Below are 25900 nucleotides of genomic sequence, written 5' to 3'. Positions count from 1 at the left end.
ACTGGGATCAGCTTGCCGCGCCTCAGCGGCCGGTGTTGATCCACACCACCTTGGGYTCGGTGAAGTTCTCGATGGCCATGTCGCCATGCTCGCGGCCGAAGCCGGAATCKCGCGCCCCGCCCCAGGGCAGGCGGATGTCGGTCGGGCCATAGGTGTTGATCCACACCGTTCCCGCCTTCAGCTGCCGGGCGAAGCGGTGGACGCGGGCCCGGCGGCRAGGCTGTAGACGGTGCCGTTGGCGATCCTCAGCGCATCGTCGTCGTCCTTGAACCTGATGACSGTGGCGACGGGGCCGAAGATCTCTTCCTGCGACACCCGCATCTCGTGCTCGACGCCGGCRAACACCGTCGGCTGSACATAGTAGCCCTTGTCGGTGGCCCGCGCGCCGCCGGTCACCACCCTGGCGCCCTCGCTGCGGCCGATGCCGATATAGCTCAGCACGCGCTTCATCTGCACTTCCGACACCAGCGGCCCCATCGAGGTCGAGGCTTCGAGCGGATCGCCGATGCGCATCGACTTGGCGCGCGCCGAAAGCCGCTCCACGACCTCGTCATAAATGTCGGCATGGGCGAGGATGCGCGAGCCTGCCGAGCAGACCTGTCCGGTGTTGAAGAAGATGCCCGAGCCCGCGGCCTTGACCGCAGCATCGATGTCGGCGTCGGGGAAGATGATGTTGGCCGACTTGCCGCCCAACTCAAGCGTCACCCGCTTCAGGTTGCCGGCAGCCCCCTGCAGGATCTGGCGGCCAACCGTCGGCGAACCCGTGAACGTAACCTTGTCGACATCAGCATGATCAACCAACGCCTGGCCGGCCACCTTGCCGAAGCCCGGAACGACGTTCAGCACGCCTGCCGGAAAGCCCGCTTCAAGGGCAAGCTCACCGATCTTGAGCGCGGTGAGCGGCGTGATCTCAGCCGGCTTGACGACGAGCGTGCAACCGCAGGCCAGGGCCGGGGCCATCTTCCACATGCCGATCATCAGCGGGAAGTTCCACGGAATGATGACGCCGACGACGCCGACCGGTTCACGCACCGTGTAGGTCAGCGAATCGGGGCGGGCCGGGATCACCTGGCCGTTGATCTTGTCGGCCATGCCGGCATAGTAGACCAGCGTGTCGATGACCGCCGGCAGGTCCTGGCGGCGGATGGCCGAGACCGGCTTGCCCGAATCCAGGCTCTCCAGCATGACCAGCTCTTCCTCATCGCGCTTGATGAGGTCGGCAAGCTTCAGCAAAAGCCGGCCGCGGTCGCTGGCCTTCATGTGGCCCCACTCGCCGTCCAGCGCCTTGCGGGCCGAGCGCACCGCGACATCGACATCCTCGACGCCGGCCTCGGCAACCTGGGCGATGACCTGCTCGGTGGCAGGGTTCACAGTGTTGAAATAGCGGCCCGACAGGGGCTTCACGCGGCGACCGTCGATCAGCAGATCCTGCATCGCTCATAGGCACGGTCAGCGAACGCCGGCCTCGGCAACCTGGGCGATGACCTGCTCGGTGGCAGGGTTCACAGTGTTGAAATAGCGGCCCGACAGGGGCTTCACGCGGCGACCGTCGATCAGCAGATCCTGCATCGACAACGCAGTCATGTCATTCATAGTTGATCTCCCAAATCATTCAATGTTATCAGGCAGTATTATTTTTGTTATACTAAATGATTAGATAGATTAATTTCACTCCGTCAACATGAATTATTATTCACAATTTATGAGATAACCAAAAGAAATTACATAGATACAGGATCATGTAATATATGAAGAAAAATTAATATTGCATTTGTGCGACTCCAAGCCTAGCGTTTTGGCTAGGGTGCATGGCATAAGAAAATAATATATCCATGATTACCGAAGACATTATACAATGATGTCTCCATGGGAGGAGGTAATTCGGTTTGTATATATTCCCGCACACACGCAGTATCATGTGGATAATATTGTGAATATTTGCGGGTAATATTTGATCTGAATATACTTTATTACCTAATTGCAAAGATCAACAACCGTGCAATCGGACGTGGCCGCCTGAGGAGGCAGGCGGATGGATGGCTGTTTCTAAAAATCCAGCACCAGATTTCGTTGATAAACGCATTTCCTAAGGAAACTTACACCCAAGGCAATGTGCATAAAACACAAACAAAACAATAAACAATGGAGAAGGAGGAGAAGGTGGCAAGATTAGATTCTGCTGAGCAATTCTCGAAGTCTATTATACCCATTCTGGATAGATCCAGGACTGTGGCGAAGCCTGGATTCAATCGTTGGCTTGTTCCACCGGCAGCACTTTGCGTCCATCTATGCATTGGGCAAGCCTATGCATTCAGTGTTTTCAATCTCCCGATGACCAAGCTTCAGGGAATAAATGAATCAGCCGCCGGGGACTGGAAGCTGACGGAACTGGGATGGATCTTTTCCATCGCGATGGTGTTCTTGGGATTGTCCGCCGCAATATTCGGCCGCTGGGTCGAAGAAGGCGGTCCGCGCAAGGCGATGTTTACGGCAGGTGTCTTGTGGGCGAGCGGCTTCTTCGTGTCGGCTCTCGGCGTGAAATTTCACAACATCTGGCTGATATACTTCGGATACGGATTCCTTGGAGGGTGCGCGCTCGGTATCGGCTACATCTCCCCAGTATCGACGCTGATCAAATGGTTCCCCGATCGTCCAGGCATGGCAACCGGCATGGCCATCATGGGTTTCGGCGGTGGCGCCATGATCGCTTCTCCGCTTTCTGTCTGGCTGATGGCAAAGTTTGCAACGGCTACCGACGTAGGTGTCCTGAATACCTTCATCACCTTGGGCTGCGTGTATTTCCTGTTCATGATGGTGGGCGCCACGCTGGTGCGGGTCCCTGCAAAGGACTGGAAGCCTGATGGCTACGTTGCTCCGGCACAGCCGAAGAAGTTGATCACGACCAACAGCGTCCACGTCTACGACGCCATCAAGACACCGCAGTTCTGGCTTGTCTGGATCGTGCTGTGCGCGAACACCACTGCTGGCATCGGTGTGCTTGGTCAAGCCTCGGCGATGAGCCAGGAAATGTTCCCCGGCGTCATCACGCCCGTCGCGGCAGCTGGCTTGGTCGGCCTCATGAGCATCTTCAACATGGGTGGACGGTTCTGCTGGGCGACGGTGTCCGATTTCATCGGCCGCAAGAACACCTACTTTACATTCTTCATTCTCGGCATCTGCCTGTACATCACCGTGCCGTTTGCCGCCGGCATCGGTAATGTGCCGCTGTTTGTATTCTGCTTCCTGATTATCGTCAGCATGTACGGCGGCGGATTCTCCACGGTGCCGGCCTATTTGAAGGACTTGTTCGGCGTCAGATATGTCGGCGCCATCCACGGCTTCGTCCTGACCGCATGGTCGGCCGCGGGTATCTTCGGGCCGGTCCTGATCAACTACATCCGTGAATACAACATCAACCACGGTATCGCTCAGGCGCAGGCCTACAACGTGACCATGTACATCATGGCCGGATTGCTAGGACTTGGCTTCGTCTGCAACTTGCTGATCAAGGCCGTCGACAAACGCCACCATCTCAAAGCTGAAGCAACCAGCGGCGCCGAATTGGCTGCCGCGGCAGAATGAGGGAGAACATGGAATGACAGACACGATCGTACGCACGCCGGCCTGGAAAGTGGCGGCAGCCTGGATCTTCGTAGGCATACCATTGCTGATGGGCGTCTTCCAAACGCTCCTGAACGCCATGAAGCTCTTTCAGTAGCTGATGAAATCCAACCGAACGGCCCGCTTTCACGCGGGCCGTCTGGCAATCGGCCGGCGGGAAAGTCCTGCCGGCTCCGGGCTACAACCTTAGCCTAAATGCGAACTGGATTTCCCGTTTGATATCGCGTTCTATTGCTTTGTGCTCTATCGCGTAAGCCTCGACCTAAAAACCGCCACCCTGGAGGCAACGGCAGATGGTGCGCATCAATATCGAGGCGACTTGGCATTTCACCAACGAGACATCCCCGCATTCGATGCGGGTTCTGTTGGGTTTTCTGCACGAGGTAAAAGTCTCGGGAACGATAGCCACCGCCGCTGAGCATTCCGGCATGTCGTTTCGTCATGCTTGGAATCTCGTTGACCAATGGGCATCCTTCTTTGGCGAGCCCCTCGTTGAACGCAAGCGTGGCAAAGGTTCAAACCTCACCGCTTTGGGCAACAAGCTGGTGTGGGCCGACCAGCATTTGAAGGCGCGGCTCGGCCCGCAACTACACAATATTGCGCAAGAGCTGGAAATGGAACTCGCCAGCCTGCTGCCCGACTTGCCGCCCCGCATCAGGATCCACGCCAGCCATGGCTTCGCCATTTCGAAGCTGAGCGACTTCCTGGCAAAGATCCCCGATTCCAATATCGACCTGCGCTACATGACCAACCAGGCGTCACTTGATTCGCTGAGGGCGCAGGAATGCGAGCTGGCGGCGATTCACCTGCCGCACGGAGAGCTTAGGAGCAGGTCTGTCGCCGCGCTCAAAAAGTGGCTCGACCCCAGTGTTTATTCGGTCATCGGTTTCGTGACGCGCGAGATGGGTCTTTATGTAAAGCGCGGGAACCCTCTTAGCATCATCGATCTGGGGCAACTGCGGGGTTCCAGGATCACCTTCGTCAATAGGGATGTCGGCTCGGGCACACGCCTGCTGTTCGAACAGCTCCTGGCACAACACAAGATAAGCAGCGACGAAATTACTGGAAGCCAGGTTGTCGAGCAGACTCATGCCGCCGTTGCGGCTCATGTCGCACGCGGCATGGCCGATACGGGCTTCGGCGTCGAGGCTCCGGCGATCGAGTACGATCTCGACTTCGTGCATATCATCAGGGAAGACTATTTCTTCATCTGCCGCTCGGGCATTCTCAATTCAAAGCCGGTGGAAAAGCTGCGTGAAGTGATAAGCAGCCCGGAGTATCGCCGGGCCGTCAACTCGCTTGCCGGTTATGCCGTATCGGATGCGGGCGTCATCAAGACGGTCAAGAAGTTCTTCAACGAGAACCGCTAGTTCTGCCTACGCCGCAGGTTCAGTCGTGCGGTCAACGACCTGCCAGATGTCCCGCTGGCGATCCGTTTCTCGTTTGCAGGATTTCCAGCTTGTCGGAAATAGCACGGAGGTTTTCACCCTCCTCACCCAGCACGTAGTGGTTACGCAAAGTGCGCGCATCACGCTTGGTGATCCGTATCAGGCCGTCCCTTTCTGCAAGTTCAGCCAAGACGCGCAGGACGAGCGCATGCGGCACTCCAAGCAGGCGGGCGAAGCTTCGGCTGTCATGAGCGATGTCCAACTGAGCGGCTGCGAGCAGGCCAGCTTGCAGGCGCGTCAGCCCGCCATCGCAAATCATGAGCTTGTCGACGGCTCCCAGATATGCCTCGGTATCGGGTTCTTTTTCGCTCATGCTGCTTCAAGCTTGCGGAACGACACCATGATCGACTTGGAGGTGGGTGTATCGCTCCCCTCGCCAAAACTCCCCAGCGGCACAAGGACGTTCAGTTCAGGATAGTAGCCGGCGACGCTGCCGCGCGGAATATCATAGGGAACGAAGCGAAACGCCGGCGCTATGCGTTCTATGCCGTCGTTGTACTCACCAACGACATCGACCCGTTCGCCGGCCTCAGCACCGAACTCGCGCAAATCCGCCGGATTGATGAAGATCACCTGCCGCTCGCCATAGACGCCGCGATAGCGGTCATCGAGGCCGTAGACGGTGGTGTTGTACTGGTCATGGGAACGAAATGTCTGAAGGGCGAACCGGCCATCGCCCTTTCGTGCCTTCTGATGGACGGTTTCTTCCGGCAGGGCGCCGCTGGCAAAGGTCGCCTTTCCCGCCGGAGTATTCCACTCCCGGTGCGCAGCGCTGTTGCGAAGGTGGAACCCGCGAGGCTTGCGAAGGCGCTCGTTGTAGTCTTCGAACCCTGGAACAGTTTTTTCGATGAGATCGCGGATGCGGTCGTAGTCGTCAGCAAGGGCATTCCAGTCAACGACGCCGTTTCCAACGGTTGCCGCAGCCATCCCGGCAATGATCGCCACTTCGGATAGCAGATGGCGTGACGCCGGACGATTGATGCCGCCGGAGCCATGCACCATGCTCATCGAGTCCTCGACACTGACGATCCGCGACTGGCCCTTGGAATTGAGGTCGATTTCGGTACGACCAAGACAAGGCAGAATGAAACTGGTCGCGCCCGGCATCAAATGTGAGTGGTTCGGCTTGGTCGCGATGTGGACCGTCAGCCGCTGGCGGGAGAGCGCCTTCGAAACCAGCGCACTGTCCGGTGTAGCGCGTGCAAAGTTGCCGCCCAATCCGATGAAAGCCTGCGCGGTGCCGTCCAGCATGGCGCCGATGGCACTCAGCACATTATGACCTTCCTCACGCGGAACCTCGAACCCCAACTCCCTCTCAAGCGCGTCGAGGAAAGACGCCGGCGGCTTCTCATTGATACCGACCGTGCGGTCACCCTGAACATTGGAATGCCCTCGCACCGGACAGAACCCCGCCCCTGGCCGGCCGACGTTGCCGCGAAGGAACATGAAGTTTGCGATCTCGCGGATGGTGACGACGGAATGCAGGTGCTGGGTGACGCCCATTGCCCATGTGCAGATCACGCGCTCGGCATTGATATAGACATCAGCGGCTTCCTCGATCTGCGCACGCGTCAGGCCCGACTGATCCTCGATCTCTTCCCAACTGGTGGCATCGACCGCCGCGCGATAGTCTTCAAAGTCGGCGCAATGCTCGGCCAGGAACACATGATCGAGGATCGAAGGCCCGCCAGCCGCGACAGCCGCATCCTCGGCTGCCAGAACGGCTTTGCTCATGCCGCGCACTGCGGCCATGTCGCCACCAAGACGCGGTTGATAGTAGTGGCTCGCGATGTTCTGCGAGCCGCCTCGGATCATCTCGATCTTGTCTTGCGGGTCGGAGAAGCGCTCGAGTCCGCGCTCCCTCACGGGGTTGAATACGGCGATGCGCGCGCCACGCATGGCCGCACGACGCAAATCCCCCAGCATCCGCGGGTGGTTGGTTCCGGGGTTCTGGCCGACAACGAAAATGGCATCGGCCTCCTCGAAATCTTCCAGCAGGACCGTACCCTTGCCCACGCCGATCGACTGGCGAAGTCCCACGCCGCTTGCTTCGTGGCACATGTTGGAGCAATCGGGAAAATTGTTGGTGCCGTAGATGCGCACGAACAACTGGTAGAGGTAGGCAGCCTCGTTGCTGGCACGGCCGGATGTATAGAACTCCGCACGATTTGGGCTGTCGAGATCTTGCAGGATGGCGCCGATTTCGGCGAAGGCGTCGTCCCAGCTGACAGGCAGGTAGCGATCGCTGGCCCCGTCGTAGCGCATCGGATGCGTGAGGCGGCCGTTGAGCTCCAGTTCGTAGTCCGTCAACTGGCGGAGCTCCGCCACCGTGTGCGCAGCGAAGAATTCCGGGGTGGCGCGCTTTTCCGTCGCTTCCCAGGCAACCGCCTTGACGCCGTTCTCACAAAATTCGAACGACGACCCATGCTCGGGATCGCCCCAGGCACACCCGGGACAGTCGAACCCGTCAGGCTGGTTCGCCTTGAGCATGGTCCGGGCGCCCGACAGCGGCGAACCACTTTCCAGAAGTCGCTTGCCGCAGCTCTTGAGAGCGCCCCAACCACCCGCAGCGGAGGACTTCTTTCCAATGAAACCTGTGGCCATGCCTTAATCTCTTCGTCGCAATACGGACTTGGCGCCGCTCGCCAGAGCGGGGGCAATTTCATTTAAAAACGCGGGGGCTATGGTCTCGATATATGAAGCTATTTCCGGCGGGTCAGAGCTCAACCGCGAGAGGCACACCCTCTAAGGCAATAGATATTACGAGGCGCAATTCTCGTAAATATGAGTTATTTTTCAAGTATTTGTGCGTTCTTGATCAATTGGAACTGATATATCGAAATATATAATATGAAGGAGATTTCATATCATTCCCCACATCGCTTGTTCAGCCCATCCTCGATTGTCATGACGGCATGTGGCCTCTGCCGATGCCACGGGATGCTAACCTCAGCTCAAAATCCGAATGCTATACATCCCACGTGAAGCACGTTATATTTCTGGGCATCTAACGGATTAGCCCTAAATCGCGAACCGTCAGGCTACGAAAACCGACTGCGCACTTTGCAGATGCGAAGTGTGTGATACGGGTAACATGTTCTTTGGGAAGAGGAAGGCAAGTTCGGGAGGAGCCGAATGAGCGCATCCACATTCGCTCAGCATGCTGACAAGATTCAATCGGCAATCGAATCCAACGCTGCGGCGAAATCGGCGCTCGTCGCATCATGGCGGCGATCCGCAACACTTCATCATCTTGACCCCACGACCCGGCAAGCGCCGCGACGTCTGTCGGAAGCCGAACTCGCCCAAGCACGCGAACGGGTTGGTTTGCTTCTGCACGCTGCGCAGACCTCGCTCGACCGCCTGTATATGGCTGTCGGCGGCGTAGGCTGTTGCGTGTTGTTGGCGGACCGTGACGGTATTCCCGTCGAGCGCCGAGGGTCTGTCGTCGATGACGACACATTCGAAGAATGGGGCCTTTGGACGGGCACGATCTGGAGCGAGGACAGCGAAGGCACCAATGGGATCGGGACGTGCCTGACCGAGCAACGGGCGTTGACAATCCATCGCGATCAGCACTTCTTTTCACGCAACACCCTTTTGTCATGCACGACGGCGCCGATTTACGATCATGAAGGCAATCTTGCAGCGGCCCTCGATGTCTCGTCGTGCCGGGCTGATCTCACGGAAGGGTTTGTCCAGCTTATTGCGATGGCGGTGGGTGATGCCGCCCGCAGCATAGAGGCCGAGAACTTCCGCTCGGCCTTTGCCGGGGCTCGTATCATGTTGGCGCCGGGAGCCGACAAAAGCGCCAGCGCGATGATTGCGGTGGATGCCGACGACCTCGTAATTGGCGCTACACGGTCGGCGCGACTAGCCCTCAACCTTACCACCGAAACCCTGTCGAAGCCCCTGCCCGCACGTGACTTGCTTGGCATGGAAGACTGCGAAGGGTTTACCGACGCCGAGCGCGGAGTGCTGCAAAGAGCGCTGGCGCGTGCAGATGGCAACGTATCGGCTGCCGCCGCCAGCCTCGGCATCTCGCGCGCAACGCTGCACCGTAAACTCATTCGGTTTGGCATTCGCCGCGCACATTAGCCACCAGCCATGAACTTGATTCATCCAACTGTCGCAACTTTGCGACAGTCCCTATGGCTGGCTTTGTCTCCCTGGGCTGACAGGCAAACGGAATTCAACAACGCTCCATTTCGGAAGCGCCGCGAGGTGCGGCGCGCTTCATGGGAGGAGCCCACATGAACAAAGTTGAATTTTCCCGTACGGCCAAGGTTCCCTTTGCCAAGCGCTATGACAATTTTATCGGAGGCAAATGGGTCGCTCCGAAATCCGGCCAATATTTCGAGAACATTTCGCCAGTGACCGGTCGCCCGCTGGGCGAGATCGCTCGCTCCGGTGCAGCAGACGTAGAGGCGGCCTTGGACGCCGCACACAAGGCCAAGGATGCTTGGGGTAAGACAAGCGCCGCACAGCGGTCGCTGCTCTTGAACCGGATCGCCGACCGCATGGAAGAAAATCTCGACCTCCTTGCGTTGGCCGAGACCTGGGACAACGGCAAGCCGATCCGCGAAACTACGGCTGCCGACGTACCGCTTGCCATCGACCATTTCCGGTATTTCGCTGGCGTGCTGCGTGGACAGGAAGGCGCCATTTCAGAGATTGACCATGACACGATAGCGTACCATTTCCATGAGCCGCTGGGCGTTGTCGGCCAGATCATTCCCTGGAACTTCCCGCTTCTGATGGCATGCTGGAAACTTGCTCCGGCGCTGGCCGCCGGCAACTGCGTGGTGATGAAACCCGCCGAACAGACACCAGCTTCCATCATGCTGTGGGCCGACCTGATCGGCGATCTGCTTCCCGAAGGCGTGTTGAACATCGTCAATGGCTTCGGCCTGGAAGCCGGCAAGCCGCTTGCCTCGTCCAACCGCATCGCCAAGATCGCTTTCACCGGTGAGACGACTACGGGCCGGCTGATCATGCAGTATGCCTCGCAAAACCTCATCCCCGTTACCTTGGAACTCGGCGGCAAGAGCCCCAACATCTTCTTCCAGGACGTTACGTCGGAGGATGACGACTTCTTCGACAAGGCAGTCGAGGGCTTCGTCATGTTCGCGCTCAATCAGGGCGAAGTCTGCACTTGCCCCAGCCGTGCGCTGGTGCACGAGAAGATCTACGACAAGTTCATGGAACGTGCAGTCAAGCGCACGCAGGCGATCATCCAGGGCGATCCGCTCGATCCGGCCACGATGATCGGCGCGCAGGCATCCAGTGAACAGCTCGAGAAGATCCTCTCCTACATCGACATAGGCAAGCAGGAAGGCGCCAAGGTTTTGACCGGCGGTGAGCAGAACCACCTGCCCGGCGATCTGGCAGGAGGCTACTACGTCAAGCCGACGATCTTCCAGGGCAACAACAAGATGCGCATCTTCCAGGAAGAGATTTTCGGCCCGGTCGTTTCCGTCACCACTTTCAAGAATGACGAAGATGCGCTTTCGATTGCCAACGACACGCTCTACGGCCTGGGAGCCGGCATATGGAGCCGTGACGCCAACCGGCTGTACCGCTTCGGCCGCGCCATCCAGGCCGGCCGTGTCTGGACCAACTGCTATCACGCCTACCCGGCGCATGCGGCGTTCGGCGGTTACAAGCAGTCAGGCATCGGTCGCGAGAACCATAAGATGATGCTCGACCACTACCAGCAGACCAAGAACATGCTGGTGAGCTACAGCCCGAAAAAGCTCGGCTTCTTCTAAACAAACGTGTCCCCTGCGGCCCTCTTTGCCCATAGAGAGGGTCGCAGGTGATCCAACCGCCTTCCACGGACAATCATCGGCTGCCTTTTGAACGCTTGCCGAACCTGAAAGCCTGCCGCTGCCGGCGTCCCGCGACGCTTGGAGTGGACCTTGTGGAGACATGTTATGTCAGACCGCCTGGTGCTCGACAAAGTTACGGCCACGCCCGAAGCGCTGGAATTCCTGAACGAGATCATCGCAGACCATGGCCCTGTACTGTTCCATCAGTCGGGTGGCTGTTGCGACGGCTCGTCGCCCATGTGCTATCCGCGCAACGACTACATCGTTGGCGAGCGCGACGTGCTGCTGGGCCGCATCGGCGAGACGCCCGTCTATATAAGTGAATCGCAATACGAAGCCTGGAAGCACACGGACCTCATTCTCGATGTCGTACCGGGGCGCGGGGGCATGTTCTCGCTCGACAATGGCCGCGAGAAAAGATTTCTGACGCGCTCGGTAATCTGCGCTTTGCCCGGGAAATAGGTCGGCCATTCCCTGCGGGGCATTGTAGCACCCTCGCCCTACAAATGCTTCTCGTCTGCCTGGCGGAGCTTTGTTTCACTTCTATCGTTATATTTGAAAAAATATATTGGTGGAGGAACACACTCGATGTCCAAGCCTGTCGTATTGACCAAAATGTGCGAATTGCACGTCATTGATACGCAAGCCGACAGCAGCGGCAGCAGGATGTTCCCGCGCCGCGCCCTCCAGCGCCCGTGCCCGGTTACGCAGGTCGGGATGCCGGTCGCTGACACGTTCCGCAATATCTGAATAGTAGTCCGATACAGCCTCGTGGCCATCGGCATAGATCGCCCTGCCTCGCCTGGACATCTGCCTTTTCAGTGCTGCCAGTTCTTTCGACAGGCTCGCTACTTGCTTCTTAAGATCGACATCGATGATCGATGAAAACGCCATGCCGCTGGTCCTTCCTTGCCAACCGAGAAGGAAACCCAACAAACCTGACTACCATTCGTTCCCTGAAGCGTTGTCGGATCAAACGACAACGGCCAGCCGCAAAGCCTACCGAACCTGGTCAAGCAGGCGCTTGCATTCCAGGAGGTCGAACAACGCCTCCTGCAATAAGGCCCGGTTGTCGCGCGATAGCTTGCCGCCGTCCGGCTGCACCGGCCCCTCATCGTCCGCCTTGCCCATTCCGAAGAAGCGACGGCTAGGCTTTACCTTTGGCTGGCCAACCAGCATCTCGTCATCGTGCGCGCGCGGTTGGGCTGCCGGCGTCAACGCCACGGCATCGGCCTGCTTGCGCTGGGCAATCGCTTCAACAGCCGCCATGTCGCCGTTACCGATGGCGACGAGGAAATGATTGCCGTTTTCACGCAAAAGCTTCTGCACGCCTTTGATCGTGTAGCCCTGATCGTAGAGCATATGGCGGATGCCCTTGATCAGATCGACGTCCTGAGGCCGGTAGTAGCGCCTGCCACCACCTCGCTTCATCGGCTTGATCTGATTGAAGCGCGTTTCCCAAAAACGCAGCACGTGCTGCGGCAAATCCAGATCCTCAGCCACCTCGCTGATGGTGCGGAAGGCATCAGGGCTCTTGTCCATGGCCAGTCCTCGCTATACGCGTTCAGCGGCGACGGCGCCCAATCTGGTAGAAGTCACGCAATTGCGAATCGACAGACAGGCACGGCGCTCCGCGAACCTGATCTTATTTCAATCCTTTGCAGGGCAATATTCAAGCCTGCCGTGAATACCGGACAGGCTTTTCAACCGCCGCTTCATTCAAAGCGGCACGCAGGGCTTATTTGCCACCCTTGCTCTTGCTGTTCTGATGAGAACGCAAAATCCGGCTCTTGAGCACGTTGGAAGCCTTGAACGTCATAACCCGCCGCGGCAGGATCGGGACTTCTTCACCGGTTTTCGGATTGCGGCCAATGCGTTCATTCTTGGAACGCACGTGAAAAGTGGCGAAAGACGACAGCTTTACCGTCTCGCCTCGCACTATGGCTTCGCAAATCTCGTCCAGGACAGCTTCCACGAGTTCGGCCGACTCGGTTCTCGACAGGCCGACCTTGCGGTAAACAGCCTCGGCAAGGTCAGCACGCGTAAGTGTCTTTCCCCCCATCCGACCGTCCCATCAGCTCAAAACATCATTCAATAAAGCGACGGCGGAGCCTAAGTAATTGATCCGTAAAGGTCAAGGACCGACTGCGACGCCCCGAATTTACCAGCGCACGAGGACCGCGCCCCAGGTAAATCCGCCCCCCATCGCTTCCAATAACACAAGGTCGCCGCGCTTGATACGACCGTCTGCGACAGCCGCCGACAACGCAAGCGGCACCGACGCAGCAGAGGTATTACCGTGGAGATTGACCGTCACAACCACTTTTTCGTCGGCAATCCCAAGCTTCTTGGCCGAAGCGTCAATAATTCGTTTATTCGCCTGGTGCGGCACGAACCAGTCGATATCCTGGGCCGTAACACCGGCTTGCGAAAACACCGCCTCGATCACATCGGTAATCATGCCGACAGCGTGCTTGAACACCTCGCGGCCTTCCATCCTGAGATGACCAATGGTTCCCGTGGTCGAGGGGCCGCCATCGACAAAGAGCTTTTCCTTGTGCTCCCCATCGGAGCGCAAGCTTGCCGCAAGTACGCCACGATCATCAATTGAGCCCGCGCCTTCAGCAGCCTCCAGAACAAGGGCGCCTGCCCCGTCGCCGAAAAGCACGCAGGTCGAGCGATCGCTCCAGTCGAGAATGCGCGAAAACGTTTCCGAGCCGATGACCAGCACCCGCTTGGCAAGTCCGCCGCGGATATAGAGGTCGGCGGTGGTCACGGCGTAAACAAAGCCGGAGCAGACGGCCTGCATGTCGAAGGCGAAGCCGTGCCGCATTCCGAGACGGTTCTGGATCTCGACAGAGGTCGCCGGAAAAGTGTTGTTGGGCGTAGATGTCGCCAGCACGATCAGGTCGATATCGTCGGGCGTCAGGCCGGCATTGGCAAGCGCGGCACGCGCCGCAGCTTCACCCAGCGAAGCGGTTGTCTCATCATCGGCCGCGATATGGCGCTGACGAATGCCGGTGCGCTGCGCAATCCATTCGTCGGACGTCTCGACCATGCCTTCAAAATCGGCATTCTTCATGATGCGGCGGGGCAACGAAGCGCCTATGCCGCGCACGACTGACCTGATCAAAGCTTACCTATCCTTCTTCGCCGGTTTCGACGACCGATCTTCTTGTTGCCGGCTTGTGCGGGTTGCGCGCATGGAACAGGTCGAGGTCGGCCTCGATCCGGTCCAGAAGCCGGTTGCGGACCATGTCATAACCAAGCTCGACCGCCGCTGCAAATCCCGGCGAGTCGGCACCGCCGTGACTTTTCACCACAATGCCGTTCAGGCCGAGAAAGACTCCGCCATTGGATCGGCTTACGTCCATCTTCTCGCGCAGCAGATCGAACGCGCCCTTGGCAAAGAAATACCCAATGCGGGCCATCAGCGTGCGGCTCATGGCGGCTCGAAGGTAGCCGGCAATCTGGCGGGCCGTCCCCTCCGCTGTCTTGAGCGCGATATTGCCTGAGAAACCCTCCGTCACCACGACGTCGACAGTTCCTTTGCCGATGTCGTCGCCCTCGACAAAGCCGCGATAGTCCATGGATGCCATGTCGGCTTCGCGCAGCATGCGCCCAGCCTCCTTGACCTCTTCCTGACCCTTGATTTCCTCGACGCCGACGTTGAGCAGGCCAACCGTCGGCCGGGTGATACCAAAAATCGAGCGCGCCATGCCGGTACCCAGGATGGCAAAATCGATCAATTGATGCGCATCCGCGCCAATGGTGGCGCCGACATCGAGAACGACGCTCTCGCCGCGCAGATTCGGCCAGATGGCCGCGATAGCGGGCCGGTCGATGGTCGCCATGGTGCGCAGGCAGAATTTCGCCATCGCCATCAGCGCACCGGTATTGCCCGCCGATATGCAGGCGTCCGCCGAGCCGGTCTTGACCGCCTCAATGGCCTTCCACATCGACGACTTCCAGCGGCCATGCCGCAAGGCCTGGCTAGGCTTGTCATCCATCTTGACCGCAACTTCGCAATGAACGAATTCGCTGACGGCAGCGAGTTTGGGAAATTTGTCCAGTTCCGGACGTACGATTGCCTCATCGCCATAGATGATGAAACGGATATCCGTGCGCCGCGTCGCGACCGTCATGAGTGCGGGGATAACCACGCTCGCACCGTGGTCGCCGCCCATGGCATCGATAGAAATTGTGATCACGCGGTGACTAGCTCACGATTCATCTTGGCCGCACAGAATTTCGGCGAAAATAGCGTTTTTGGCCCGGCGCACAACCGACATTCGTCCCAAGTGGTCGTTTCAGGATTTTCCAAGGGCTTCACGCAGCTTCTTCTGGAATTCGGTTTCTTCGACCGTCTTGTCACCCGATGTATCGAGCGTAACGCCGGGTTTACGCGGATAAGGATCGATAGCAAGGCCAAAGAACTGTTCCGCAAGCTCTCCGGCGTCGATCATATCGCCTGAAAACAGTTCCGGGCTGTCTGCGCCATCGGCGTCTATGACAATCTCTCCGCCAGCATCAAAGCCGAGCCGCCCGAGTTTCGAATCAGCCGGAAGGAACAGCCCTTCGACTTGCTCTTCAATATGAGTTTCGATCGGCTCCAGCGATACGACGCATTCCTGCGTGATGTTCGCTTCAACTATTCCCGTTATCTTGATCCCATGGCGTTTCCACGCGGTCACCAGCAAATCCGCTTTGTAGGCGTCGACAGAACTCACCCCATGTGCTTTGGCGAGGGCCTCGCGCTGCTTTTCGTCGGCCTCAAACACCATCGGAAGCCCGTCTTTGGGCAACCGGGCGACATGCACTTCGAAAGAGACTGGGCTTTTTGGATCTTCAGGCTTCATCGCAACGTTCTTTCAGGCAGCTACCGGAAAAGTCAGGTCGCCACTGCAAATGGAATCGGACGATTGCGAGGCAAGATGATCCACCGCACTCATTATATAGGCGGCCAGAAGCGTCGCCTCCGGCCAATCCTGAGCATCCGGCGTGATATTGCGCTTGAGTGCGGCAATCAATCCGGCCTCATCGGAGCGCTCGAGTGCGTCGGCATAGGCTGCGGTGCGGCCATAATACATCTTTGCAAGCTTCTTCATCCGCTTGGGAACGCCGACATCGCTGATTCCCAACTCCCGCAGCGAGTGATCTACGTCGAGAAAGAATTCATCGATCAGCACCTGGGCGATAGAAGCTGAAACGCCCTGTTCGCCATGCACCCGATGTTGAAACAGGAACATGTGAAGCGAAAGCATCTCGAACCGCCCCAGCGGCGTATCCGGCACATTCCAGTGCGAATAGAACAGCGGCTGCCGCGCGGCTGCCACGATTTGACCGTACAGCGCCTCGGTGATTGCGCGGTTGGCTTGGCGTTCGCGGCCGAACAGGCGCTGGAACATCGGAGGCGGTCTCCCGAGACCTTGTTTGTTAGGACGCCGTGTTGCATCGGCGGCAAAGCTGGTTTACCGGTTTTGCCACTCCGCGCAAGCGGCGTGCAAGGCTGATTGGATGGAGTTGTCGTTGCGCGTGCAGAAATTCAAGTCGGCGTTTTTATTGCGCCCCGCCCAGTTCGCCTCTCTTCTGGTGGCGGCCACGGCCTTGTCCGCCTGCAACACATCGAAGATGGTCGGCGATCTGAATCCGCGAGACACGTTGCACCAGGGCTACGTCGTCGACCAGCAGTCGCTTGATCTGGTACCGGTCGGGTCCAGCCGCGAGCAAGTGCTGCTTGCGCTCGGCACGCCCTCGACAACGGCGACCTTCGACAACGAAGTCTTCTATTACATTTCCCAGACCCGCGAGCGCGCCGTCGCCTTCGCCAAGCCGAAGCTGGTCGACCAGCGCGTTCTCGCCGTCTATTTCGGCGAAGACGGCCGCGTCAGCAATATTGCCAATTACGGCCTCAAGGATGGCAAGGTGTTCGACTTCATTTCTCGCACCACGCCGACAGGCGGCAAGGACCAGAACTTCCTGGCGCAAATCATCAGCGGCGCCGGCAAGATGTCCCCTGGTTCGGTCGGGAATCTCCTCGGCGGCTAACCCGATCCAAACCATCAGCTGCAAGACGGCTCGCCGGTACGGCGAGCCGTTCGTCGTTTGAAGGCCCGGCACATATTTCTGCTAAGCTACGAAAAACACCGCAAATTTAGGTTTGCTTAAGCTCTCGATAACCGCGCGGTAACGATGTGCCTGTAGAACCGGTCGTGAGGCGGATATCCGCCCGGCGCTCCGGATCAGGTCTCGCGTACTGGAGCCCGCAAGATTAGTACGTTTCGCAAGTGCTTTGTAGCGAAACGCCATGCGTATCTGGCAGAACCGCGTTCCCAAAGGAGCGCGGTTTTTGCGTTATAGGGTTGTACTCAGGGCGAGCGACGTGACAGGCGCCGGAAATTTGCCTTGACCCGACGGCTCGCCGGACGAATGGCGGCCTCTGTAGCGTGCTTGAACGCAACCTGCGTAACTGCCGACGGTGAGCGACCTGCAAGCACCTGCGGCCAGAAAGTGAGCGTTGAACCGAACAAGGAAAGCTGTGCCGCCAGCGCACCTTCGAATGCCGCAGCCACTTTTTCGGAAGCTGCGCGCATGGTCTCGCCGCTCCAAGCCGTCTCCTGCTGGATTTCGGCGGCCATGATCGGCAAGCGCCACGCCACAACCCAAGGAGCGAGCATGAAATTCTGCGCACCGCCCGGAAGTCGCGTGGTGCTGGCTATTGCCTTAATCATGGACATTCCTCGCTGGACCAAGCGGCAAACAACGTCGCGGCCGACTGTTCGTTCCAACCAGCCGCAACGCAAGCACGGTATCAGGTCTTGTGCAAATCTTTTGCCGCAAGATCGAGCGCCTTGGCGATACGGTCACAGGCCGAGTCGATCGTCGCACGCGTCCAGATCAGCGGCGGGGAAAGGATCATCGAGTCGCCGGTAGCGCGCAACATCATGCCATTGGCTATGGCATGATCACGCACCACGACTGCAGCGCTGCCGGCCGGTGCAAAGCGTTCCTTGGTCGCCTTGTTCTTTACGATCTCGATCGCGCCCATGAGGCCGAACGAACGGACCTCACCCACCAACGGATGCCCGGCAATGCGCTCCTGCAGCGCCTTTGCGAAATAAGGACCGGTATCGGTTTTCACACGCTCGACCAGCCCCTCCTTCTCGATGATGTCCAGGTTGGCCAACGCCACGGCACAGGCAACGGGATGTCCGGCATAGGTGTAGCCGTGGGCGAACTCGCCACCCTTTTCGACCAATGTGGCCGCGATTCGGTCGCCGACCAGCAACGCTGACAGCGGCTGATAGCCGGACGTCAGCGCCTTGGCGGTGGTTATGGTGTCCGGCTCGATGCCAAATGACTGGGCTGCAAACCACTCGCCCGTGCGGCCATAACCAGTAATCACCTCATCCAGCATCAAGAGCACGTCGTATTTGCGGCATATGCGCTGGACTTCCGGCCAATAGCTCATCGGCGGGATCTTGACGCCCCCTGCCCCCATGATCGGCTCGCCGATAAAGGCCGCGACATTCTCAGTTCCCGCCTCGAGGATTGCGTCCTCGACTGCCTTGGCTGCGCGCAGGCCGAAATCGTGGTCGCTTTCGCCCGGCAGCGCCAGTTCATAGGCATAAGGCATCATCACGTGGACGATGTTCGGCACCGCACCACCGAGCTGCTTGTGCATCGCATCCATGCCGCCAAGCGAGGTGCCGGCAACAGTCGAGCCGTGATAGGCGTTCTTGCGCGAGATGATGCGGTTCTTCTCAGGCTTGCCTTCAAGCGTCCAGTAGTAGCGAACCAGCCGCAACGCTGTGTCGTTGGCTTCCGAGCCGGACGAACCGAAGAACACCTGGTTGACGTTCTTCGGTGCGATTTCTGCAAGTCTCTTCGCAAGTAGGACCGGCGTCGGCGTCGAGCATTTGAAGAACGAATTGTAGTAGGGCAGTTCCTTCATCTGCTTGTAGGCGGCTTCCGCAAGCTCCTCACGGCCATAGCCGACGTTTACGCACCACAGGCCGGCCATGCCGTCTAGGATTTCAGCGCCTTCAGAATCGTAGATGTACGGGCCTTCGGCATGCGTGATGATGCGCGAACCCACAGCCCTGAGTTCCTTATGGTCGGTGAACGGATGCAGGTGATACAGTGCATCGATCTGCTGAAGCTGTTTCAGCGAATAATTTTGATAGGTCATTTCGTGGCCTTTCCTCTTCAAATCGTTCCGGCAGCCTTGTGCCGGGGCGGATCGTCAGAGTTCGAAAGGCGGCGAGTAGCCGATGCGGGCGCACAGGCGCAAAAGCTCGGCATGACGCGTACGCAACGAGGGCGTCGCGGCGATCAGGAGCTTGCCCGGCTGGATGCTGACCACACTCATGCAGCCAGTGTAGCCGAGAGGTGCCGATGCATTCAAGCACGGTGAGAAAGTCGCAAGGCGGGCCAAAAGCCATGTCGCTTTGTTCGCCCTAGTAGTCGCCGCCTCCGCAATAACCATCCAACAGCCGGTCCATTATGGACCCAATCGCTTATGCAATGAGGACTGCCATGACTGCCGCGCTACATCCTGCCGAACCGGCAACTGCAAGACGAGGCGGCCGAGCAGGCAAACGAGCCAGCGGGGCGGCAAGCTTCGAGCAGCAGCCCTTTCGCCAGCTCAAAATCCCTTTCCCGCCGACCAAACTGATCTCCGATGACGAGTTGGAGTCGATTCACCTCGCATCTCTTCGTGTCTTGGAGGAGATCGGCGTGGAGGTGCTGCACGACGAAGCGCGTGAAATCATGAAGAAAAACGGCGCAGAGGTGAGCGAAGGCTCGCAGCGCGTACGCTTCGACCCCGACATGATTTTGGAATTCATTGCGTCTGTGCCCTCCGAGGTCACGCTGCATGCGCGCAACCCCGAGCACAATGTGCAATTCGGCGGCAACAACCTGATCTTTGCCCAGATGGCATCCGCGCCGAACTGTTCAGACCTCGATCGTGGGCGCCGCCCTGGTAATCACCAGGACTTCCGCAACTTGGTGAAGCTCGGCCAGATGCACAACATCTTGCATGTGACCGGCGGCTACCCGGTGGAACCGGTGGATATCCATCCTTCCATCCGTCACCTCGAATGCCTGCGCGATTTCGCGACCCTCACTGACAAGGTGTTCCACTGCTATTCGCTGGGCAAGGAACGCAACGTGGATGGCATGGAAATCGCACGCATCGCTCGCGGCGTATCGATGGAACAGTTCGTCCAGGAGCCATCCGTGCTCACCATCATCAACACGAATTCGCCTCTGAAGCTCGACATTCCCATGATGGAAGGCATCATCCAGATGTCGTCGCACGGCCAACTTGTTGTCGTAACGCCGTTCACGCTGGCGGGCGCGATGGCGCCGGTCACAGTTGCAGGCGCGCTGGTACAGCAAAATGCCGAGGCGCTTGCGGCAATCGCCTTCAGCCAGATGGTAAGAAAAGGAGCGCCTGTCGGTTACGGCGGCTTCACGTCGAATGTCGATATGAAGTCAGGCGCGCCGGCCTTCGGCACGCCGGAATATATGAAGGCGCAGCTTGTGGGCGGGCAACTCGCGCGCCGCTACAACATTCCCTACCGTACTTCCAATGTCTGCGCGGCGAATACCGTCGATGCACAAGCAGCCTATGAAAGCGTGTTTTCCCTATGGGGCTGCATCCAGAGCGGCGGCAACTTCATCAAGCACGCAGCCGGCTGGCTGGAGGGCGGCCTTAGCTGTTCCTACGAAAAGACCATGCTGGACATCGATCTTTTGCAGATGGTCGCTGAATTTCTCACCCCGCTCGATTTGTCGGAAGATGCGCTTGGCGTCGATGCCATCCGCGCGGTTGGCCCCGGCGGGCACTTCTTTGGTACACCGCATACGCAGGAGCGCTACAAGACAGCCTTCTACTCGCCGATTATTTCCGACTGGCGCAACTACGAAACATGGGCCGAAGCAGGCCGGCCAACGGCCATCGACCGGGCAAACCGTCTTTGGAAGCAACGTCTGGCCAGCTACGAAGAGCCGTATATGGACCCCGCAATTCGCGAGGAACTTGATGCCTTCGTCGCCAAGCGCAAGGCTGAGGGCGGCGCGCCTACGGATTTCTAGAATTCCGGGTCGGATATACCCCCGAGCCACGTCTCTCCTTACTCAATTTCAAAGTATTCGGATCCTTCCACATGAAATCTCACGCAAAAGCGGTTGTCATTGGCGGCGGCGTCGTCGGCTGCTCGGTTCTCTACCATCTGGCCAAAGCCGGCTGGACAGACATTATGCTGATCGAGCGCTCTGAGTTGACCTCCGGATCGTCGTGGCACGCAGCGGGCGGATTCCATACGCTGAACGGCGATCCTAACGTCGCCAAGCTGCAAGCCTATACGGTGCAGCTCTATAAGGAGATCGAGGAGCTTTCCGGCCAATCCTGTTCGCTGCACCTGACCGGCGGCGTGATGATGGCCGACACGCCGGAGCGCATGGACTTCCTGCGCTTGGCCCATGCCAAGGGCCGCTATCTGGGCATGGACACCGAACTGATTACGCCGTCTGAAGCCAAGGCAATGTTCCCGCTGATGGACGAAACGAACTTCGTCGGTGCAATGTGGGACCCGGTGGAGGGCCATCTCGACCCTTCCGGCACCACCATCGCCTATTCCAAGGCCGCCAAGAAACTGGGCGCAGAGATCGTCTTGCGCAACCGCGTCACGGAGTTGACGCAGGAACCCGACGGCACCTGGAACGTGGTGACCGAACAGGGCACGGTGAAGGCCGAGCATGTCGTGAACTGCGGCGGCCTTTGGGCGCGCGAAGTTGGCCGCATGGTAGGCATCGAACTGCCGCTCTTGGCCATGGAACACATGTACCTTCTCACCGAACCGATGCCCGAAGTGGAGGCGTTCAACAAGGCAACCGGGCGCGAAATGGTCGGCGTTCTCGACTTCAAAGGCGAAATCTACACGCGCCAGGAGCGCAATGGGGTGCTGCTCGGCACCTATGAGAAGGCATGCAAGCCGTGGTCGCCGGTCAACACGCCTTGGGATTTCGGGCATGAGTTGCTTCAGCCCGACATCGATCGCATAGCGCCCTCATTGGAAGTGGGCTTCAAGCATTTCCCCGGCATTGAAAAGGCCGGCATCAAGCAGATCATCAACGGACCCTTCACCTTCGCACCAGACGGCAACCCGCTCGTCGGACCGGTGCCCGGCCTTACCAATTTCTGGTGCGCCTGCGCAGTGATGGCAGGTTTCAGCCAAGGCGGCGGCGTTGGCCTGGCGCTCTCCAACTGGATGGTGAACGGCGATCCCGGCTTCGACGTGTGGGGCATGGATGTCGCGCGCTTCGGCGAATGGGCAACGTTGCGCTACACCAACGCCAAGGTGCGCGAGAATTACTCCCGTCGCTTCTCCATCCGCTTCCCCAATGAAGAACTGCCAGCCGCGCGACCAGCACAGACAACACCGCTCTACGACACAATGGTCGCCAACAACGCCGTGATGGGCGATAGTTGGGGCTTGGAAACCCCATTGTGGTTTGCACCCAAAGGCACCGAACCCAAGGACATCGTGTCTTTCCATCGTTCCAACGATTTCGAGCATATCGGCAAAGAGGTGCGGGCAACACGCGAGCGTGTCGGCGTGACCGAAATCGCCAACTTTGCCAAGTACGAAGTGAGCGGTACGAGCGCCGAAGACTTCCTCAATCGCCTGATGACCAATCGCATGCCGAAAACCGGCCGCATCGTGCTGACGCCGATGCTGAACGAATTAGGCAAGTTGATCGGCGACTTCACCATCGCCAAGGCCGGCGAAGAACGCTTCATGATCTGGGGCTCGTCCGCGGCGGCCAGATACCACATGCGCTGGTTCGGCAAGCATTTGCCAAAGGACGGCAGCGTCCGCATCCATCGTTTCGACCAGACATTGGTGGGACTCTCCATTGCAGGTCCCAAATCGCAGGAATTGTTGCAGAAACTGGCGGACATCGACGTGTCGTCCAAGGCTTTCCGTTTCATGGATTTCCGTGAAATGGCAGTGGACGGCGCGCCTTGCATGGTCAATCGCATCACCTATACGGGCGATCTTGGCTACGAAATCTGGATGCAACCGGCCTATCAACGCTTGGTCTACAAAGCGATCAAGGAAGCTGGTGAAGAATTCGGCATTGTCGATTTCGGCATGCGCGCGCTGCTTTCCATGCGTCTGGAGAAGAACTTCCCCACCTGGTTCCGCGAGCTCAGGCCGATTTACGGACCGTTCGAAGGCGGCATGGACCGCTTCATCAAGCTTGAGAAGAACGATTTCATCGGCCGCGAGGCAGCGGCAAAAGAACATCAGGCAAGCCCGAAGCTGCGGCGCGCCTCCTTCATTGTCGATGCCGGCGATGCCGACGTGATGGGCGACGAGCCGATTTGGGCCAAGGTTTCGGCCGATTTCGGCACGGTGGAAAAACCGCACGGCTACGGCGCGCCGCGTTTCGATGACGCTGGCAAGGAAGTTCGCGGATCAACGGCTGCCAAAGGTGCATCGGCTATTCGGGGCATCGTCGACGGTGAATGGCGCGTGGTCGGCTGGGTCACCTCTGGCGGCTACGCTCACTATGTCGGCAAGTCGATGGCGCAGGGCTACGTGCCGGCGGCGCTTGCCGAAAACGAGAGCAAAGGGTTGTTCGAGATCGAAATCCTTGGGCACCGACGCCCAGCGCACATCAACGTCGAACCTCTGTTCGATCCAAGTGGCGAGAAAATGCGCAACTGAGCACCGGGGCTGGTGCTGTGATGGACACGCCTAAAGGCAATTTTGGCCGCCACCGAAAGATCTTGCCGTTCGAGCCCGGCTCGGCGGACGATCTGGAGGCGCTTCGCCGTCAATCCCGCGAGAAGGCGGCTGGGCTGAACCAGCATGTCCTCGGCTATGGTGCACTGGCGCAATCCGAATGGGCAGCGTCAGGCATTGCTGCTCCGGATTTGCCGATGATGCGCCGCTACCGTCTTGATCGCATCCGGGCTGAACTGCGCAAGCGCGATCTCGCCGGCGTCCTGCTCTATGACCCGGTCAACATCCGCTACGCCACTGACTCCACCAACATGCAGTTGTGGGTGGCGCACAATCCGACACGCCACTGCTTTGTCGCCACCGAGGGACCGGTGGTCCTGTTCGACTATTTCTCGTGCGAACACTTGTCCGACCATTCCGGCGTGGTCGACGAGGTTCGCCCAGCCGTTTCATGGATGTATCTCTATAGCGGCGAGCTCACCGACAAGAAGGTTCGTCGCTGGGCATCAGGTATCGTCGATCTTGTGCGCGAACATGGCGGCGGCAATCGTCGCATCGCCATCGACCATATCAATCCGGAAGGGCTTGCGGAGCTCGAGCGGCTGGAGATTGACGTGCATAGCGGCGAGGCAGTGATGGAAAATGCCCGCCTTATCAAATCGCCGGATGAATTGCTGGCCATGCGCCGCGCCATTGTCGCCTGCGAAGCGGCCATGAAAGAAATGCACACGGCACTGAAGCCTGGTATTTCCGAAAACGAGCTTTGGGCGGAACTGCACCGTGGCAACATCGCACGCGGCGGCGAATGGATTGAAACCCGGCTTTTGTCATCCGGCCCGCGCACCAATCCGTGGTTTCAGGAATGCTCCTCGCGCGTGATCGAGGATGGCGATCTCGTCGCCTTCGATACCGATCTCATTGGACCATATGGCTTCTGTGCCGACCTTTCGCGCACCTGGCTCTGCGGCGACAGGCGACCAACGAACGAGCAGCGCGATCTCTACCGCATCGCGGCTGAACAGATCGCCTACAATCTCGACCTCATGCAACCCAGCATCTCGTTTCGCGATCTTTCCGTGCGCTCCAAAGTGCCACCAGCCGATTGCTTCCCGACCCGCTACGGCGTCCTCTATCATGGCGTCGGTCTCGCTGATGAATATCCAACGCTGCCGCACGCCGCGGACTGGACCGACGATACGCCGGACGGCGTGCTGGAGCCCGGCATGGTGCTTTGCGTCGAGAGCTATATCGGCCGGCTGGGAGGCCGCGAGGGCGTCAAGATCGAGGAACAGGTGCTGATCACCGAGACTGGCAACGAACAACTCTCGACCTACCCTCTGGAACAGGCGCTTCTGGCCGGCTAGCCGAGGTTGATCACCGCAGGTAGTTGTTTTGACAAAACCTCCTTGAGCGCTGCGACAGCGCCGGGCGGCGTCGAAAGAGAGGTGATGAAGGGCAGGCCCTTGCGTCGCGCAGTCCAGCCAACCACCTCAAGCTCGGCCGCCGCGGATTCGAAGCGTTGTGCGAGTACCCAGCTGAGACAATCGATCGCCGCGACATCTGCACGGCCCTCAGCGACTGCGCGGACCGAGAAGCGGTGTCCGCCGCTCTCTTCGCAGGTTGCGAACAACGACAGGCTTTCGCCCATAGCTTCAAGGTCGCGCTTCAGCCCATTGATTCCAGACATGGACTCGCCATCGTTGTAGGCGAAACGCTTCCCACGCAAGGCATCGGCCGGAACGAGTGGACAACCGCCAGTCGGGGCTGGCACATGCCCGATCACGCCACGGCGCATCACGATAGCGCTTGAGTAAAACTCCCCTTCGCCGCCTTCAATCCCATCGTATCTCGATTGCCCAACCACTTGCACATCGTCAGCCAGGCCGAATTCCATCGGCCCCCAGCAGGTCTGCGCCACAAGAAGGGCCGGATGCCGCCACAGTACAGGCAGATCGAAATCCTCCCGCACCAGCGTCGCCGGATCTGGCGCAATGATCTTACCAATGGAATTTCTGATGCCGCTCGATACCGGCGACAAATCGGCGTTGCAGCGTGACAGCTGCTCCGGAGCGTCTATGCCACGTGCGCGCAAAGCATCCCTTAAATGCGCCCACAAACCATCCGTTTCGGCCCTGAGTTCGGGCCAGTCATACATCGGCAAGGCTGCAATCAGGTCGCGCATGCCGCGTCAAATCCAATTGATGAAGAAGACCAGTCTAGCACGTCGTGCAGGCAA

At 58.9% G+C, this 25900-nt stretch carries 24 protein-coding genes and 1 pseudogene; 10 read left to right on the top strand and 15 right to left on the bottom strand.

Annotated features, from left to right (window positions below; translation table 11 throughout):
- Window positions 1–22: 22 nt before the first annotated feature.
- Both ASD50_RS16095 and ASD50_RS23215 read right to left on the bottom strand, forming a co-directional pair.
- Window positions 23–1434: pseudogene (locus tag ASD50_RS16095) on the bottom strand (aldehyde dehydrogenase family protein).
- 15 nt (window positions 1435–1449) lie between these two features.
- The gene (locus tag ASD50_RS23215) at window positions 1450–1593 is read right to left on the bottom strand and encodes a hypothetical protein (RefSeq protein WP_156465132.1); all 144 of its coding nucleotides are present in this window, start codon (window positions 1591–1593) and stop codon (window positions 1450–1452) included.
- Window positions 1594–2142: 549 nt separating this feature from the next.
- Here ASD50_RS23215 and ASD50_RS16090 point away from each other — a divergent pair.
- The 3 genes from ASD50_RS16090 (at window position 2143) to ASD50_RS16085 (ending at window position 4991) form a co-directional block, all read left to right on the top strand.
- Window positions 2143–3582, top strand: coding sequence for an OFA family MFS transporter (locus ASD50_RS16090; RefSeq protein WP_056243201.1), 1440 nt, complete (start codon window positions 2143–2145; stop codon window positions 3580–3582).
- Window positions 3583–3595: 13 nt separating this feature from the next.
- Entirely contained in the window at window positions 3596–3718 is a 123-nt protein-coding gene (locus tag ASD50_RS24135; protein ID WP_274533329.1) for an MFS transporter small subunit, read from the top strand.
- 196 nt (window positions 3719–3914) lie between these two features.
- Window positions 3915–4991 (top strand): substrate-binding domain-containing protein, encoded by a 1077-nt coding sequence (locus ASD50_RS16085; protein WP_056243200.1) that lies wholly within the window; start codon window positions 3915–3917, stop codon window positions 4989–4991.
- Between the two features lie 31 nt (window positions 4992–5022).
- Here ASD50_RS16085 and ASD50_RS16080 read toward each other — a convergent pair whose 3' ends face one another.
- Together ASD50_RS16080 and ASD50_RS16075 are read right to left on the bottom strand one after the other, a co-directional pair.
- Entirely contained in the window at window positions 5023–5382 is a 360-nt protein-coding gene (locus ASD50_RS16080; protein ID WP_244484557.1) for a hypothetical protein, read from the bottom strand.
- Complete coding sequence (locus ASD50_RS16075; protein WP_056243198.1) at window positions 5379–7673, bottom strand: FdhF/YdeP family oxidoreductase; 2295 nt, start codon at window positions 7671–7673, stop codon at window positions 5379–5381. The genes ASD50_RS16080 and ASD50_RS16075 overlap by 4 nt, the downstream gene beginning before the upstream one ends.
- Before the next feature lie 531 nt (window positions 7674–8204).
- Here ASD50_RS16075 and ASD50_RS16070 point away from each other — a divergent pair.
- From ASD50_RS16070 to ASD50_RS16060, 3 genes are all read left to right on the top strand, one after another.
- Window positions 8205–9167, top strand: a complete 963-nt coding sequence (locus tag ASD50_RS16070; protein ID WP_056243196.1) for a GAF domain-containing protein — start codon at window positions 8205–8207, stop codon at window positions 9165–9167.
- A 155-nt stretch (window positions 9168–9322) separates the two neighbouring features.
- A complete protein-coding gene (gene adh, locus ASD50_RS16065; RefSeq protein ID WP_056243194.1) occupies window positions 9323–10840 on the top strand; it encodes an aldehyde dehydrogenase in 1518 nt (505 codons plus the stop codon).
- A 165-nt stretch (window positions 10841–11005) separates the two neighbouring features.
- Entirely contained in the window at window positions 11006–11362 is a 357-nt protein-coding gene (locus tag ASD50_RS16060; RefSeq protein ID WP_244484556.1) for a DUF779 domain-containing protein, read from the top strand.
- Window positions 11363–11449: 87 nt separating this feature from the next.
- Here the strand turns inward: ASD50_RS16060 and ASD50_RS16055 are convergent, their stop codons facing one another.
- From ASD50_RS16055 to ASD50_RS16025, 7 genes are all read right to left on the bottom strand, one after another.
- Window positions 11450–11794, bottom strand: coding sequence for a hypothetical protein (locus tag ASD50_RS16055; RefSeq protein WP_244484555.1), 345 nt, complete (start codon window positions 11792–11794; stop codon window positions 11450–11452).
- 105 nt (window positions 11795–11899) lie between these two features.
- Entirely contained in the window at window positions 11900–12442 is a 543-nt protein-coding gene (locus tag ASD50_RS16050) for a MerR family transcriptional regulator (RefSeq protein WP_056243192.1), read from the bottom strand.
- 196 nt (window positions 12443–12638) lie between these two features.
- Entirely contained in the window at window positions 12639–12962 is a 324-nt protein-coding gene (locus tag ASD50_RS16045) for an integration host factor subunit alpha (RefSeq protein ID WP_056243190.1), read from the bottom strand.
- Between the two features lie 99 nt (window positions 12963–13061).
- Window positions 13062–14033: a beta-ketoacyl-ACP synthase III gene (locus ASD50_RS16040; protein WP_056243188.1), complete on the bottom strand. Its 972-nt coding sequence runs from the start codon at window positions 14031–14033 to the stop codon at window positions 13062–13064.
- Window positions 14034–14040: 7 nt separating this feature from the next.
- Window positions 14041–15111 (bottom strand): phosphate acyltransferase PlsX, encoded by a 1071-nt coding sequence (plsX, locus tag ASD50_RS16035; protein WP_056243186.1) that lies wholly within the window; start codon window positions 15109–15111, stop codon window positions 14041–14043.
- Window positions 15112–15210: 99 nt separating this feature from the next.
- The gene (locus ASD50_RS16030; protein WP_056243184.1) at window positions 15211–15759 is read right to left on the bottom strand and encodes a YceD family protein; all 549 of its coding nucleotides are present in this window, start codon (window positions 15757–15759) and stop codon (window positions 15211–15213) included.
- A gap of 12 nt (window positions 15760–15771) precedes the next feature.
- The gene (locus ASD50_RS16025) at window positions 15772–16308 is read right to left on the bottom strand and encodes a ubiquinol-cytochrome C chaperone family protein (RefSeq protein ID WP_056243183.1); all 537 of its coding nucleotides are present in this window, start codon (window positions 16306–16308) and stop codon (window positions 15772–15774) included.
- A gap of 121 nt (window positions 16309–16429) precedes the next feature.
- Between ASD50_RS16025 and ASD50_RS16020 the strand changes: the two genes are divergently transcribed.
- On the top strand, window positions 16430–16948 hold the full coding sequence (locus ASD50_RS16020; RefSeq protein ID WP_082549714.1) for an outer membrane protein assembly factor BamE: 519 nt from the start codon (window positions 16430–16432) through the stop codon (window positions 16946–16948).
- A 320-nt stretch (window positions 16949–17268) separates the two neighbouring features.
- Here ASD50_RS16020 and ASD50_RS16015 read toward each other — a convergent pair whose 3' ends face one another.
- The 3 genes from ASD50_RS16015 to ASD50_RS23640 all read right to left on the bottom strand — a co-directional run bounded on the left by ASD50_RS16015 (window position 17269) and on the right by ASD50_RS23640 (window position 19271).
- Entirely contained in the window at window positions 17269–17631 is a 363-nt protein-coding gene (locus ASD50_RS16015) for a hypothetical protein (protein WP_244484554.1), read from the bottom strand.
- A gap of 80 nt (window positions 17632–17711) precedes the next feature.
- On the bottom strand, window positions 17712–19091 hold the full coding sequence (locus tag ASD50_RS16010) for an aspartate aminotransferase family protein (protein WP_056243177.1): 1380 nt from the start codon (window positions 19089–19091) through the stop codon (window positions 17712–17714).
- A 54-nt stretch (window positions 19092–19145) separates the two neighbouring features.
- Window positions 19146–19271 carry a capsid protein gene (locus tag ASD50_RS23640; protein ID WP_200952426.1) on the bottom strand — a complete coding sequence of 42 codons (126 nt, stop codon included), beginning with the start codon at window positions 19269–19271 and terminating at the stop codon, window positions 19146–19148.
- Window positions 19272–19438: 167 nt separating this feature from the next.
- Between ASD50_RS23640 and ASD50_RS16005 the strand changes: the two genes are divergently transcribed.
- From ASD50_RS16005 to ASD50_RS15995, 3 genes are all read left to right on the top strand, one after another.
- Complete coding sequence (locus tag ASD50_RS16005; protein WP_056243175.1) at window positions 19439–21004, top strand: trimethylamine methyltransferase family protein; 1566 nt, start codon at window positions 19439–19441, stop codon at window positions 21002–21004.
- 71 nt (window positions 21005–21075) lie between these two features.
- Window positions 21076–23646, top strand: a complete 2571-nt coding sequence (locus ASD50_RS16000) for a GcvT family protein (protein WP_056243173.1) — start codon at window positions 21076–21078, stop codon at window positions 23644–23646.
- 20 nt (window positions 23647–23666) lie between these two features.
- Window positions 23667–25028: a M24 family metallopeptidase gene (locus ASD50_RS15995; protein ID WP_056243171.1), complete on the top strand. Its 1362-nt coding sequence runs from the start codon at window positions 23667–23669 to the stop codon at window positions 25026–25028.
- On the opposite strand, the gene ASD50_RS15990 is transcribed toward ASD50_RS15995, so the two are convergent.
- The gene (locus tag ASD50_RS15990) at window positions 25025–25846 is read right to left on the bottom strand and encodes a phosphate/phosphite/phosphonate ABC transporter substrate-binding protein (protein ID WP_056243169.1); all 822 of its coding nucleotides are present in this window, start codon (window positions 25844–25846) and stop codon (window positions 25025–25027) included. The genes ASD50_RS15995 and ASD50_RS15990 overlap by 4 nt on opposite strands.
- Window positions 25847–25900 lie beyond the last annotated feature (54 nt).

It is taken from the genome of Mesorhizobium sp. Root552, from assembly GCF_001427285.1.
Taxonomy (GTDB): Bacteria; Pseudomonadota; Alphaproteobacteria; order Rhizobiales; family Rhizobiaceae; genus Mesorhizobium.
This window is presented reverse-complemented; position numbering and strand designations above follow the sequence as displayed.